This is a genomic window from Acinetobacter sp. (genome assembly GCF_045628685.1).
Classification (GTDB): Bacteria; Pseudomonadota; Gammaproteobacteria; order Pseudomonadales; family Moraxellaceae; genus Acinetobacter.
Map to the genome: position 1 here is coordinate 1 of NZ_JAZQPV010000010.1, position 11311 is coordinate 11311.

Below are 11311 nucleotides of genomic sequence, written 5' to 3' on the forward strand. Positions count from 1 at the left end.
TCGTCGTCGTCGTCGTCGTCGTCGTCAACTAATAATTTATTATGGCCTTCATCGTCTACCGTCTCACTAAATTCATTGGGACTGCTGGTATCTACACGAACCACATTCAGTCAAGCCACGAAATCTTCACTGATCGAAAGAAGGCTGACGCGCACCGCGCGAAGCTTCAAAAGTTGGTTGAAGACAAGGGCATGTATCGTAATCGTCAGGTGGTGAACGTTTCTGAAGTATGTCAAATGGGGGAATGATGGAAGACGGACCATTTAAAGATAATTGATCAAGCTGCGTGATCGCTTCGCTGTTATTGAGCAGCAGCTTCAGAAACGTCTGAAGGAACTAGAGGAAGCGCCGCCGAAGGTTCCTGAAGAAAAGGAAGATTGATGTCATACTTCAGCCCACGTAACCAGGGTGTTTCAACTGTTGCCTCGGACCTAACGAAGAAACCAAAAGTAAAGAAGGGTCCGCAATGGAAGGCCAAATTTTCAAAGGAGCAAATCCTTGAGATGCGAACTCGCCATGAGTTCGAGGGCTGGAACACCGCTCAAATTCGCGAGCACTATGGTCTTGACGCCAACGAGGCTTACCGATACCTCCAGTACATCACCGCCGTCAACCTAATTCCTAAACGGCCTTCTCCAAAACCTTCTTCAGGACTGACGAAATAATTTTGTACATTTACTTTGTTCCTGTGTATAATGATTAATGTCAACACAAACACAGGAACAAAAAATGTCGAATCTTGCAACTCTCTGCCACGATGAAAACACCAATACCTGGTCTGCTGAATATGAAGGCCAGACCCTGGTGAAGTCGGTCGGCGGTGAATCTTCGAAGAATTACGTCATCTCCCGTATTCACGAAGGCAAATGCGCCAAAGCCCTGAAGTTGAACGTCACTGGTTTCGTGAACGCGCCAATGAACTTTGCGCCTTCGCCAGCTTACGACCCTGCAAAAGGTTTCGTCGAACGTATCAAACCGAACAACCTCCTCACAGTTGCCGAGCGTTACGAGTTGCTGGACGAATGCGTCGACATCATCATCCGAGCGATGGTGGAGAAGAAGGAAAACGGGAATCGCTCGCTCATCATCACCGGCACTGGTTCTCTCGGCAAGACGTTCCACACGAAAGAAAAAATCCGTGAACACGGTCTACTATCGACCGAAGAAGCACAGAAAATCGCTTATGCCCTGACTCCGGAAGAGCAGGAAGTTGCAGACATGATCCTTCGTCGAATGAAGGAATGCAAGAAAATTGCAGAGCAGTATTACAAGGAAAATCCAGTCCAGAAGAAAGGCAGAGCGGAAGCTGAGGACTCGGATGACGAGGACGATGAAGGTGAGGAACTGACCCTTCGCATCGGCGAGGTAGACTTTACTGGCCTTCACACGTCGATGGACATCGACAACCGCACCTGCGGTGGCAAATTCTTCCCTGGTTCCAACAAGTACCAGTTCAATATCAAGCTCGCGATGCAAAACCCCGACGAGTACCATGACATCGTCGTGCCGCATGAAATGGCCCACCATATTCAGTCGGTCCTCTACCCGAAGTCGTTGAGGGTGAAAGAAGGCCACGGCAAAGAATGGTGCAAGATCATGACAGTAGTTTTCGGAATTCCAGCTGATCGTTACCATTCAATGGACACCACAGACGTTCGCAACGCGCCAGAACTCGAGGGAGATTACCACTACGTCAAGGGTTACTCCTCGGCAAAAGGCCTCTTCCGCACTCTCTTCGAAAACCGTCACAAGTTGATTGTCTTCGATGACTGTGATGCAGCTTGGAAGAATGAGGTTTCGGCGAACCTTTTAAAGGCAGCTCTCGACTCTGACGAAGAACGTTGGATCAGCTGGAATGTTGAAGGTTTCGATAACTCGGGGCTGCCGAAACGGTTCCTCTTCGAAGGCCGCGTGATCTTCATCTCGAACGTTGCATCCGAAGAATTTCCCCAACCACTGATCAGCCGCTCCCTTCGTGCTGACATCGAACTGACAATCGAAGAAACTTTCGAGCGTATGCGTCAGATTCTACCAAGCGAGAAGTTTGCGCCTGGAACTCCGATGGAAGTCAAGCAAATGGCATACGACTTCCTCTACGAGCACCGTGAGATGGCAGCTGAAATCTCGAGCCGCTCTTTGCTGAACGTAATTCAAGTTGCGAACTCGGGCTCCAAGCTCTGGAAGCGAATCGCGCTGTCGAACATCGCCTAAACAAGAAAGTGGGAAAAGCTGGACTTCTCCAGCTTTTCCGCAACTGGAGAAGACCAATGAATTTCAAAACTGTAACTCACGTAAATGACCTCATCTGGTGGGAAGGTCCGCTCCTCTCACTTTACGAGTTCGAGGGAAAGCTCTACTTGGTGTACTGGGTAAACCAAGAGGTGGACCAAAACAAGTTGTGCATCATTGAGGTCTCGCTCCAAAACCTTGTGCGGTTCCTCACGAAGGCGGTGAATTTGTATTACCTGCAGGAAAATGCGCCTACCCTGTGGGAGGTCACCGGTGACCTCCAAACCGACACGATGATGGCAACTACATTCGACAAAATGGACGATGCCTGGAAGGCCCCTGCAACCTCATACTTCGACGAGACCCTGACTTACGAAGCAATGCGCCTTAATTAGTAGTGTACATCTCTACAGGTTAATGGTATAATAGCTACATCAACCAAGCAAAGGGAAATAAAATGCTTACCTTCAAAGAACGCCAAGTTGAAAAAGTCGGGTTGGTAGTTGATGTTTACCTGACGGATGGTAATCGCAAACCGAAGAAAATTGGTACGATTTACCGCGTTAATGGGGGTTGGCAATATCAGGTGACGAAGAAACATGTGGGAGAAATTTTCCCCACCGTCGAGGCAGTCAAAAAATCTTTGGTGTAAGGAGAAAATATGTCCAACGTCATTGGCAGCAAGATTTCTTCGGCAAGGTTTACGTACACGAAAAGGACGAACTCGTTCGTTACTGATATGTCAGAAATTTCGCATAGCGGCGCCGACCCACTCGGCCAGCTTTACGACGACGCAGCTGATCAAGGCTTTGTCATGATTTCCCACAAGACACACGAGGCGGTCGAGTTTTATCTCGACCACACCGAGCGTGAAGCCGATGGTGACATCCGCTACTGGCTGTTCAAGCCGACCGCGGCCGCAGTCCGTAAAAACCCCAAATTGGCCGATGCCAAGGTTATGATCGTGAATACGTAATATCGAGAGTCCGAGAAACCCACTAAAGGAGAAATACCATGGCAGGCTTTGTGCATTAACTGGAGCAGCGCTCCTCGCGTACGTTGTTTATCTGATGGGCGGTGTGGGTGTAGCGATTACCACCTTCATCGGCATCATGCTAATCATCTACGCCATCTACTGTTGGTTCTTGACGACGAGCAACAACACGCGCGTCGTCCTCACTATTCTGAATAAGTTAAACAAAGGGCTTAAACAATGAACTTCAAACTTATCGCTTACATCATCGCCGCAATCTTAATCGGATTAGGGCTCATATTTCTGGCGGCTCGCGTAGCTATTACCGGAGCTATTGTTGCTTTAGTTCTATTTTTCGGCCTGCTCGGTTATATCATTTACTACTTCTCGCGTCGCCAGTAAGTAAATAGGTCCATGCTGACGGGAGAGTTACACATGGACGCTGAGCTTAGAAAAAACATGCTTCATCAGGCAAATTCTGCCTTCCTGGCCCTGATGGGCCAGGTAAACATTTTACTAGATGGGGCGGAAACGTTCTTTAATGGCAACAAACCAGTAACATTTATAGAACGGGTGAAGCATGAAGAACTTAAATCTGCAGTTCTAAATCTAGGCTCTATTCCTTCATTGTTGGCTAGTGAGATTGCCCATTGGGCAAAGCATGAGCCGCCTGTGTTAAGCCCACGTGGAATTGAATTAAGCTTATTAAATGAGCTGTACGCAAACATGGAATCAATGATGCTGTTCTTTGATCGCGAACGCATCAAGCTCACGGGATTTTCACTCGATCTCGTGAAAGCGTCATATTATGAGTTACTGCGGTGTAATCGCTTGCTATAAATAAAAAATTCAAACAAAATAAATGGATGCAACGTGAAAGTAATAGAATTATTGCAAGAAAAAGTACAAGCGTGGACATGTATAAACCTCGCAAAAGCGATAAATCAAGCAAAGGCTGAAATAACAAAAAAGCTCGATGCACAATTATCAATTGCTGTGGACAGTGGTGAGGTTGTATTTGACGTAGAAAGCGATGAGGATATTGCTGCGTTGATTAAGCCATTCATGAAGCCATTCATTATCAAAACGTCATATAAGAAAAAACCAAATCAACGGCAATATCATTACTACCTAAACCGCCCTCTTGTCAATGGTGAAATTACCCGAACAAAACGAGAGCTAAATCGCTGAAATAAGGGACCTTAAGGTCCCTTATTTTTGGCCTGGTTTTTTAGTACCTTGAGTTCCACGTGTAGAGTTACTCCGCTTGTTTAACTTGTCCTCCCGATCGTTCTTCGTCCCATCATCGTCGTCGTCAGCATCAACCTCATCCTCTGGTTTGTCTGTTGATTGGATCTTCTGACCACGTTTAGCATTTCGTTCCTCACGCTCTGCCTTTGCTTTCTCGTACTTATTATTGTTACGGAACTGGCCGAACAGTTCATCTACTCGCATACGTTTCTCCTTGTGAATAAAGATATTTATGTCCTGAACAAGGTCTAGCAGGTGTGCTGAAAAATGTTACAATTAAACATGGTTATTTTATAACCAAGGAAAATTTATGGCAGCATTAGTTGGCTTGAGTGGACCCCAAGGTGGAGGTAAGACGACTCTGCTCAACGGGTTGAAGGGCGCAGGCATTGAGGTTGACGACTTTAAGGTCTCCCGTCAGGTACAAAAGGAGCTAGGATGGAGCTCTTTGACAAATGTTATGGAAAGCCCGGAGACCATGATGGCCTTTCAGGTCAAAGTTAGAGATGTGAAGTACGTCCGTGAGTTAGAGAACCGCGCGCGACGCGACGTCGATATCATCCTTACCGAGCGTACGTTTGCAGACATTGCAACGTACACCCAGCTCTGGGCTTGGGAGCTGACTGAGCAAGGGAAGTGGGGCGTAAAAGATGCGATCGAGTTCCTCAAGGACTACGTCGGCCTCTGCCGCGAGAACCAAGAGGTGTATGAAGGCGTGCTCTTCCTGCCATCAATGCCTCACATCAAGTTCGAAGAAGACCCTCACCGCGCATCAGAGAAACACATAGACTTCGTGTCGAAGCAGCTTGACGCCTTCTTCGACCACGCTCAACCACGCATGGTTCCTGTGTTTAGGATTAGTACTGAATCGATTGATGATAGAATTAATGAATCGTATAACTGGATCCAAACACTATGATTACTAAAGAAGACATTGAACGGCTTGGCAAAGCGCAACTAGCTGCTGGCCAACGCGCTATGGAGTATCTCGGTGCCCCTGAAAAATATATGGAAGCCGTTGCTGAATTTGAAGAGCGTGCAAAAGAATGGATCGACGCCGCAAATGAATTCGTAAATCAACAGAAAGACACTCATGACTAAAGCCGCGTATAGCCGCCATTCCCCAGGATTATTTTCGTTAGCGATCGACTGGGAAACCAGTGGATCAAACTTCGGTGGTGACAGTACCAAGGACTACCAAGGTATTTCATATGGGGCCGTTATCTTTAACACAGAAACACTCGAACCAGTAGAGACTCTGTATCGTGAACTGCAGTTTGACGAAACAAAGTACAAGTGGTCGATGGAAGCTGAGAAAATTCACGGGCTTTCACGTGAGCATCTCGCGGCAAATGGGGTTTCACGTGAAGAAGCTCTAGCAGATCTGCTAGAACTCCTCCTCAAGTACATTGGCGCAGAGAGCAAGATCATGTTCCTTGGGCACAATGTTATGTTCGACATTGATTTTACGCAGCAATTAGCAAATGATTTTGGCATTACTCTTAAAGTGCATCATGTGATGCTTGAAACTTCAGGGGCCGGCTTCATTACGATCGGTAAATATAAATCAAACGACGTGTTTGAGTTCTTTACAGGCAAGGTACGTGATGGTAGCCACAATGCACTTGATGACGCACTGATGGCGCTTGAGACAGCACGTAACATGCGTGCTTTGATGAAAGCCGCACTCGAATGAGTCGCCTCGACCCACTTCTGCGGACCCCCGGCGATGCTCCTAAAGAGCAGATCGCCGAGCACATGACGAAGAGGATTCGTCGGCTTATAGACTGCAGCAACGAGATTGTTGTTACTGAGCTGACTGAAATCCGCGATGAGTGCATCGCAAAGGCACATGCTACTCCGTTCGCAATCAACATCATCGACCAAGCTATCGAGGTGGCGAAAGTAAAGGATTGACATGAAAATTTGGATCGTAACAGAAGACCTAGTCGATGGAGACGTCGGCCTCCGCTACTTCCCTACAGCAGAGGAAGCGAAGGACTACAATGACAAGCTTTACCGCTACGCGCCAGGTTACAACCATGAATCGAGCCCACACGAGATCGATACGGACCACATGTCGTGGAATGGCCGGTTCGAGGACGAGAACGACATGGGTGAGTTCGATGATGAGGACGAAGAGTAAATGGAAAATCAAACATATGTATGCGGAGAGTCAGAAGTTAGATTAACAGGCAGAACAGCTAGTCGTGCGATAGGTAGTAAAGCGCAAGAATTAGTTGAAGTAACCCCTTCTGATCCTGATCAAGGCACATGGAAAAAATGGGTACCAATATCATCCCTTTTCAAGGTGAATTCTGCACCTACATAACGTATCATCCTTCAGGAAAATTCTATTTGGGTAAGGGCATAACACGTAATGTCTTAAGTGGAAAATATACTGGAAGTGGAATTGCTCTTACGCACGCACGAAAAAAGTACCCAAAAGAGGAATGGACAACTTCTATAATTGAAACTTTTTCTTCTGAAGATGATGCATACCTTCATGAAGCATTTATAGTGAAAATGCATTTTGGAGAAGCTGGGTGTTTAAATCTCCAAGGTGGTGGTTTAGGTGGAAGAAAAGCATCTCAGGAAACTATTGAGAAAAATCGACAGGCTCAACTTGTTGCTCAAAATAATCCTGAAACACAGAAGAAGCGTTCTGAAACTTTGAGAAAAGTTCTTAATAATCCAGATGTCAAAAAAGCAAGAAGCACAAGTCAGAAAGAATCATGGGCAACCGAAGAAAGGCAAGCTTCAGGTAGAAAAGCACAAGCTGCACAAGCTGCACCAGAGACATGCAAAAAGAAATCAGAATCAATGAAGTGTACTTTGCAGCAAGATGATATGAAACAGAAATGGAAGCAAGCCCAACAAGGCATGCATTTTTATTACAACCCGACCACAGATAAAAATACCATGGCAAAAGCTCATCCTGGAGAACCATGGATTTTAGGTCGTAAACCAAAAGGACTATAATGGAAATTCGACTCAAGCCACTCAACAACCGCATCGTCGTTCTACCTCTACCCAAACCGCCGCATGCCTCAGGTTTGTACATTCCTGATTTACCAACGGAGAAATCAGATAAAGGACGTGTTCTCGCAGCCGGCCCCTTATGCGAATACGTGAAGAGTGGCGATAAAGTCCTCTATGCTAAGTTCTCCGGCCAAGAAGTAAAGGTCGACGGCGTGCCCATGCTTGTGATGACCGAGAACGACATCATGGCGACCCTCGCCGAATAAAATTGGTGTACATTGTTGACGATGTAGTGTAAAATGGCTACATCGTCAACCTTTAGGTGCACACAATGAAAGATCAGCCCAAAGCTTGTACAGCCTGCGAACGTAAGTCCAACCACGACCGCTGCGCTCGCGTCGACTGCCCTTCCCGTAAGCAAGTCACTGCCCGTATCCGTGGGTTCGAACATGTGTGTTCGCCCATGGTGGTGCACGCTTCGCTGCGCCCACAACCATGACTGATCGAGATTACGACTAATGAAGTACCTTACCGTTGCTTTGTCAGAAGATGAGAAAACGGCCGTGATAACGGCCGGCGACACGCACATCGTTACTCTGACCCAAGAAACACACGGGTTAGAAATGATGGACGATATTGCATGTGCCATCGAAGCCACTGCCCGCGCCCTAGGCGCTCAAATCTTCTACAAGGACCTAGAAGACTAAGGACGACACCTGGTGAGAGTAATCCGGGTTCGACATAAATACCAAGGAGAAGTTATGAAGTTCATGAATGTAACCGCGTGGCAATTGCTATTCTTAGCAATTGCCATTTCCGTCATTTCAGCAGTCACCTCGTGTGCCTTTACTTTCTACATGGATTATCGACTCCTACCAATGGTCTATAGAGACGGCGCTGGAACGTGTGTCAAAGTCGAGAACTTTGAAAATGGGCATGCATTCAACTGTAATGACGTCGATGTGTCACTTCGTCGTTACCGTCAACCCAAAAAGTCATAAGCGCAGAGGTGATAAATAATAGCATCAACGCATGATGCTACGGAGAAAATTTTGAAGAAATACCTGCACTTGGCCTGTACACTCTGCCGGCGAAATATCGACAAACTTGTAGATGTCACTCACTACACACCAGATCGGTGCACGATTACGCAAGGATGCGAAGGGCGACTGCAGCCAATAGAGTACAGGTCGAGTGGTGGCATTTCAATTTCTCCTGAAGTAGGTGTGACTGATTGGCAACCCCGCGGCACTGTTAAATCTTTAGGAACAGATATTAACACTGCGCCTGATTTGATTAATCTTCAAACAGGATCTCTCAAGCAGCTTGTCATTGCATCAACCCTCGACCAAGCGCAACTGAGTCTCACGTTTATAGGGAAAGCAGATGCGCCAAAAGCCTACAGAGCGTATGTCTTTCGCAAGGAAGAACCATTTACTACCATATCCGGCATTGAGAGTGGTCTAGAAAAGAAGGCACTTCGCTTCGCAGCGCATGGGGAAAACCCTGATCTAGTGCAAGTCTTTGTTAATGGCGTGCAACGTGAACAAGGCACCGGCCCCACTGACTATCAAGTCGCCAATGGAACATTATCGTCAGTCGCTCCAAATACCATCGTTTTCAACACGTTAATAGATCAATCTGGAACTACTCAGGTTGATGTGATCATTTCAAAGAAACAACCGGCAAACGCATATCAGCTAACCTTCACACGTAACCGACGCGATGAATCACGTATTGGGACGGGTGCATATGAAAACGTTAATTATGTGGAAGGCATGGTTAACTCCGATGTATGGCAGCGCTACTACCTCTACACCTTAGACCTCGACTTGATCGCGCCGCAGATTCCGTTGAACTCAATTCTCATTCCGCCACAAGACAAGAACGTCATGTTCCTTCTGGCTCGTCGGCCGTACACACAGCTTGACCGCTACGCCGACGTGGTGATGCGCCTCGATGGATTGAGTGAGGAACGCGATTTTGTAAAGTACTACGCAGCAGACGGTGTGACAACCGCCCGTGCAACTGCATCCTCACTTGTCACCCTGTTCCCACCTTTGCGCTTCACAAAGTTCACTATGGAAAGACCGCTGTCGACGATAACCCCTGGTGATGAGGAACAGATTGTAATCGATGGAAAAGTTATTACAGGACCTGATGCATGATTACTCCAACTACAAAATCGTTCTTCGTTGTCCACATTGATGGTGATCCAATTGACTTCATCATGGAAAAGTTGTCGCCAAGTACAGCCTCCGATGTGTCGAGCATCATGTTAATCTCTAGCGATTTCAACAGTGACATTGAGGCTACCAATATGATGGATGTCAATATTGACCATCTCGTAGAGGGGCTCGATACGCGCAAAGAAGAGATATTCAACCCGCTGTTTATTCCCTCGTCTGTCGACGAGATTGACGCGGTGCTGCAGTGCGAGGGTGAGGAAAACTATAAATTCGTCGGTTTTGAAGGAAATCCGTTCATCATGAAGAACGTGAACGTCCACCACGGTGAGATGAACATCATCGAGGGCAGTGTTGCGTGTCATGCATTCGATTTACCATCTTACCCCGAGATCGTTGCTCTCCAAGAAACGAGGATGCTAAATTGATTCAAAACACCAATGAGCTGGAAGGCATCAGCATGAACAAATCGGACTTTTCATATACGGCAACCTTAAAAGTGCGCGATCTGTCTAACTGCGCAATCCGTAGAAAATTCCCAGGCGTCTCTGACCTGACGATCAATTCGCGCACCTTCGCGAATTACTTTGATTGTTCCAACAGCGTTCGTGCCTTGATGAACAACATTGCAGAGCAGGTGAATACGGAGCTGGCCGAAGCTGATCACATGATGGTCATGTCTGAGGTGAATCCCATCTATACGGGGGTCGACAGTAAGTCCAAGGAATGGGGCACAGGTGAACTGGCGCGCATCTGGATGTTTGATGCTGCTCAGGAGGAGTCTGCCTCTATTCACGCCGTAGCTCAGGCGAGGGTCTTCATGAAGGCCAGGGAACCTGACATAAATCTGAATTAGTCCTCCGAAATGATCGTACTTTGTCGGTGTGTAGTGTAAAATATACCATCACTCCTCACCAACAAAGGCAATCCATGGCAAACATACCAGCAAACATCGCAAAATCAAGCAAGTTTCGTGAAATTAACGAGATCATGGCTCAACCTTCCATGAAGGCCCTGCTAAACTCTTATATTGACGAAGCTGTCAAATGTAAAACCGCAATCGCTCTTCAGCAAGAACTGCTCAAGGGGTTTCGTGAGCAAGCGCTGAACGAGCTCGGCTTAAAGCCAGCCGTCTTCAATACCTACGTACAGATGGTATATCAGAATGACTATGTCCAGCGTAAGGGCAAGTTGCAGGAACTGATCGACCTCGTAGATCAGGTCATGCTTGACCAGGACCTGCTGCCAGGCCCACGTGCAGATGACGAATGATCTACCCTTACGTCTATGTTATTGTGAACTGCTATACGGGTTCATTTTATATTGGATCACGATATGCAAATGTTCGCGAGGGATTTACGCCTGAAGAAGATTTGTGGAAACGGTATAAATCTTCCTCAGATGTATTAAAATCTGAAATCGCAATATATGGAGAAGATGCATTTATCTATGAAGTCATTTTTACTCATGATGATTTTGCTTCAGGTGAAAACGACTTCACAGTTTACTGGCATGAACAGGATTTAATCAAAGAACATCGAAAGAATCCACTTTGCTTAAATGGTCATTATCAAGATCGTGAAACATCAAAGATTGGATATTGCGTTGCAGGAAAACCCAAATCTCTTGAGCATCGTGAAAAGATTGGTATTCCGCAAAAGGGTGTTCCAAAGAAACCTGAAAGCATTGC

General features: G+C 46.6%; 23 protein-coding genes. 22 read left to right on the forward strand and 1 reads right to left on the reverse strand.

Translation table 11 applies throughout. From position 1 onward, the window contains the following. The first annotated feature begins 380 nt into the window (after window positions 1–380). The 8 genes from ACKI4H_RS01830 to ACKI4H_RS01865 all read left to right on the forward strand — a co-directional run bounded on the left by ACKI4H_RS01830 (window position 381) and on the right by ACKI4H_RS01865 (window position 4393). A complete protein-coding gene (locus ACKI4H_RS01830; RefSeq protein WP_407303450.1) occupies window positions 381–665 on the forward strand; it encodes a hypothetical protein in 285 nt (94 codons plus the stop codon). Between the two features lie 64 nt (window positions 666–729). Continuing rightward, complete coding sequence (locus tag ACKI4H_RS01835; protein WP_407303452.1) at window positions 730–2211, forward strand: SprT-like domain-containing protein; 1482 nt, start codon at window positions 730–732, stop codon at window positions 2209–2211. Between the two features lie 56 nt (window positions 2212–2267). After that, window positions 2268–2624, forward strand: a complete 357-nt coding sequence (locus ACKI4H_RS01840; RefSeq protein WP_407303453.1) for a hypothetical protein — start codon at window positions 2268–2270, stop codon at window positions 2622–2624. Window positions 2625–2686: 62 nt separating this feature from the next. Continuing rightward, window positions 2687–2881 carry a hypothetical protein gene (locus ACKI4H_RS01845; protein ID WP_407303455.1) on the forward strand — a complete coding sequence of 65 codons (195 nt, stop codon included), beginning with the start codon at window positions 2687–2689 and terminating at the stop codon, window positions 2879–2881. A 9-nt stretch (window positions 2882–2890) separates the two neighbouring features. After that, window positions 2891–3205, forward strand: a complete 315-nt coding sequence (locus ACKI4H_RS01850; RefSeq protein WP_407303456.1) for a hypothetical protein — start codon at window positions 2891–2893, stop codon at window positions 3203–3205. 237 nt (window positions 3206–3442) lie between these two features. Continuing rightward, window positions 3443–3604, forward strand: coding sequence for a hypothetical protein (locus ACKI4H_RS01855; protein WP_407303457.1), 162 nt, complete (start codon window positions 3443–3445; stop codon window positions 3602–3604). Between the two features lie 33 nt (window positions 3605–3637). Beyond that, complete coding sequence (locus ACKI4H_RS01860; RefSeq protein WP_407303458.1) at window positions 3638–4042, forward strand: hypothetical protein; 405 nt, start codon at window positions 3638–3640, stop codon at window positions 4040–4042. Between the two features lie 33 nt (window positions 4043–4075). Further along, window positions 4076–4393: a hypothetical protein gene (locus tag ACKI4H_RS01865; protein ID WP_407303459.1), complete on the forward strand. Its 318-nt coding sequence runs from the start codon at window positions 4076–4078 to the stop codon at window positions 4391–4393. A gap of 21 nt (window positions 4394–4414) precedes the next feature. Here ACKI4H_RS01865 and ACKI4H_RS01870 read toward each other — a convergent pair whose 3' ends face one another. After that, entirely contained in the window at window positions 4415–4657 is a 243-nt protein-coding gene (locus ACKI4H_RS01870) for a hypothetical protein (RefSeq protein ID WP_407303461.1), read from the reverse strand. A 106-nt stretch (window positions 4658–4763) separates the two neighbouring features. Between ACKI4H_RS01870 and ACKI4H_RS01875 the strand changes: the two genes are divergently transcribed. The 14 genes from ACKI4H_RS01875 to ACKI4H_RS01940 all read left to right on the forward strand — a co-directional run. Further along, complete coding sequence (locus tag ACKI4H_RS01875; protein WP_407303462.1) at window positions 4764–5372, forward strand: AAA family ATPase; 609 nt, start codon at window positions 4764–4766, stop codon at window positions 5370–5372. Continuing rightward, entirely contained in the window at window positions 5369–5554 is a 186-nt protein-coding gene (locus ACKI4H_RS01880) for a hypothetical protein (RefSeq protein WP_407303463.1), read from the forward strand. The genes ACKI4H_RS01875 and ACKI4H_RS01880 overlap by 4 nt, the downstream gene beginning before the upstream one ends. Further along, a complete protein-coding gene (locus ACKI4H_RS01885; RefSeq protein WP_407303464.1) occupies window positions 5547–6149 on the forward strand; it encodes a hypothetical protein in 603 nt (200 codons plus the stop codon). Before ACKI4H_RS01880 ends, ACKI4H_RS01885 begins: the two co-directional genes overlap by 8 nt. Continuing rightward, window positions 6146–6370, forward strand: coding sequence for a hypothetical protein (locus tag ACKI4H_RS01890; protein WP_407303466.1), 225 nt, complete (start codon window positions 6146–6148; stop codon window positions 6368–6370). Before ACKI4H_RS01885 ends, ACKI4H_RS01890 begins: the two co-directional genes overlap by 4 nt. A gap of 1 nt (window position 6371) precedes the next feature. Continuing rightward, on the forward strand, window positions 6372–6599 hold the full coding sequence (locus ACKI4H_RS01895; RefSeq protein WP_407303467.1) for a hypothetical protein: 228 nt from the start codon (window positions 6372–6374) through the stop codon (window positions 6597–6599). Between the two features lie 128 nt (window positions 6600–6727). Beyond that, a complete protein-coding gene (locus tag ACKI4H_RS01900) occupies window positions 6728–7435 on the forward strand; it encodes a hypothetical protein (RefSeq protein WP_407303469.1) in 708 nt (235 codons plus the stop codon). Beyond that, window positions 7435–7701, forward strand: coding sequence for a co-chaperone GroES (locus ACKI4H_RS01905; protein ID WP_407303471.1), 267 nt, complete (start codon window positions 7435–7437; stop codon window positions 7699–7701). The genes ACKI4H_RS01900 and ACKI4H_RS01905 overlap by 1 nt, the downstream gene beginning before the upstream one ends. Window positions 7702–7953: 252 nt before the next feature. Continuing rightward, on the forward strand, window positions 7954–8142 hold the full coding sequence (locus ACKI4H_RS01910) for a hypothetical protein (protein ID WP_407303473.1): 189 nt from the start codon (window positions 7954–7956) through the stop codon (window positions 8140–8142). A 54-nt stretch (window positions 8143–8196) separates the two neighbouring features. Next, window positions 8197–8436, forward strand: coding sequence for a hypothetical protein (locus ACKI4H_RS01915; protein WP_407303475.1), 240 nt, complete (start codon window positions 8197–8199; stop codon window positions 8434–8436). Window positions 8437–8661: 225 nt separating this feature from the next. After that, on the forward strand, window positions 8662–9603 hold the full coding sequence (locus tag ACKI4H_RS01920; protein WP_407303477.1) for a hypothetical protein: 942 nt from the start codon (window positions 8662–8664) through the stop codon (window positions 9601–9603). Continuing rightward, a complete protein-coding gene (locus ACKI4H_RS01925; RefSeq protein ID WP_407303478.1) occupies window positions 9600–10049 on the forward strand; it encodes a hypothetical protein in 450 nt (149 codons plus the stop codon). Before ACKI4H_RS01920 ends, ACKI4H_RS01925 begins: the two co-directional genes overlap by 4 nt. After that, the gene (locus ACKI4H_RS01930) at window positions 10046–10477 is read left to right on the forward strand and encodes a hypothetical protein (protein ID WP_407303479.1); all 432 of its coding nucleotides are present in this window, start codon (window positions 10046–10048) and stop codon (window positions 10475–10477) included. The genes ACKI4H_RS01925 and ACKI4H_RS01930 overlap by 4 nt, the downstream gene beginning before the upstream one ends. A gap of 74 nt (window positions 10478–10551) precedes the next feature. Continuing rightward, window positions 10552–10893: a hypothetical protein gene (locus ACKI4H_RS01935; RefSeq protein WP_407303480.1), complete on the forward strand. Its 342-nt coding sequence runs from the start codon at window positions 10552–10554 to the stop codon at window positions 10891–10893. Further along, on the forward strand, window positions 10890–11311 hold a 422-nt coding region (locus tag ACKI4H_RS01940), incomplete at its 3' end, for a hypothetical protein (protein WP_407303482.1). The genes ACKI4H_RS01935 and ACKI4H_RS01940, both read left to right, overlap by 4 nt.

What these genes read in the sequence shown, in the direction of transcription:
- ACKI4H_RS01830 (WP_407303450.1), top strand. Translation starts at nt 381, where the DNA reads ATGTCATACTTCAGCCCACGTAACCAGGGTGTTTCAACTGTTGCCTCG.
- ACKI4H_RS01835 (WP_407303452.1), top strand. Translation starts at nt 730, where the DNA reads ATGTCGAATCTTGCAACTCTCTGCCACGATGAAAACACCAATACCTGG.
- ACKI4H_RS01840 (WP_407303453.1), top strand. Translation starts at nt 2,268, where the DNA reads ATGAATTTCAAAACTGTAACTCACGTAAATGACCTCATCTGGTGGGAA.
- ACKI4H_RS01845 (WP_407303455.1), top strand. Translation starts at nt 2,687, where the DNA reads ATGCTTACCTTCAAAGAACGCCAAGTTGAAAAAGTCGGGTTGGTAGTT.
- ACKI4H_RS01850 (WP_407303456.1), top strand. Translation starts at nt 2,891, where the DNA reads ATGTCCAACGTCATTGGCAGCAAGATTTCTTCGGCAAGGTTTACGTAC.
- ACKI4H_RS01855 (WP_407303457.1), top strand. Translation starts at nt 3,443, where the DNA reads ATGAACTTCAAACTTATCGCTTACATCATCGCCGCAATCTTAATCGGA.
- ACKI4H_RS01860 (WP_407303458.1), top strand. Translation starts at nt 3,638, where the DNA reads ATGGACGCTGAGCTTAGAAAAAACATGCTTCATCAGGCAAATTCTGCC.
- ACKI4H_RS01870 (WP_407303461.1), bottom strand. Translation starts at nt 4,657, where the DNA reads ATGCGAGTAGATGAACTGTTCGGCCAGTTCCGTAACAATAATAAGTAC.
- ACKI4H_RS01875 (WP_407303462.1), top strand. Translation starts at nt 4,764, where the DNA reads ATGGCAGCATTAGTTGGCTTGAGTGGACCCCAAGGTGGAGGTAAGACG.
- ACKI4H_RS01880 (WP_407303463.1), top strand. Translation starts at nt 5,369, where the DNA reads ATGATTACTAAAGAAGACATTGAACGGCTTGGCAAAGCGCAACTAGCT.
- ACKI4H_RS01885 (WP_407303464.1), top strand. Translation starts at nt 5,547, where the DNA reads ATGACTAAAGCCGCGTATAGCCGCCATTCCCCAGGATTATTTTCGTTA.
- ACKI4H_RS01890 (WP_407303466.1), top strand. Translation starts at nt 6,146, where the DNA reads ATGAGTCGCCTCGACCCACTTCTGCGGACCCCCGGCGATGCTCCTAAA.
- ACKI4H_RS01895 (WP_407303467.1), top strand. Translation starts at nt 6,372, where the DNA reads ATGAAAATTTGGATCGTAACAGAAGACCTAGTCGATGGAGACGTCGGC.
- ACKI4H_RS01900 (WP_407303469.1), top strand. Translation starts at nt 6,728, where the DNA reads ATGGAAAAAATGGGTACCAATATCATCCCTTTTCAAGGTGAATTCTGC.
- ACKI4H_RS01905 (WP_407303471.1), top strand. Translation starts at nt 7,435, where the DNA reads ATGGAAATTCGACTCAAGCCACTCAACAACCGCATCGTCGTTCTACCT.
- ACKI4H_RS01910 (WP_407303473.1), top strand. Translation starts at nt 7,954, where the DNA reads ATGAAGTACCTTACCGTTGCTTTGTCAGAAGATGAGAAAACGGCCGTG.
- ACKI4H_RS01915 (WP_407303475.1), top strand. Translation starts at nt 8,197, where the DNA reads ATGAAGTTCATGAATGTAACCGCGTGGCAATTGCTATTCTTAGCAATT.
- ACKI4H_RS01925 (WP_407303478.1), top strand. Translation starts at nt 9,600, where the DNA reads ATGATTACTCCAACTACAAAATCGTTCTTCGTTGTCCACATTGATGGT.
- ACKI4H_RS01935 (WP_407303480.1), top strand. Translation starts at nt 10,552, where the DNA reads ATGGCAAACATACCAGCAAACATCGCAAAATCAAGCAAGTTTCGTGAA.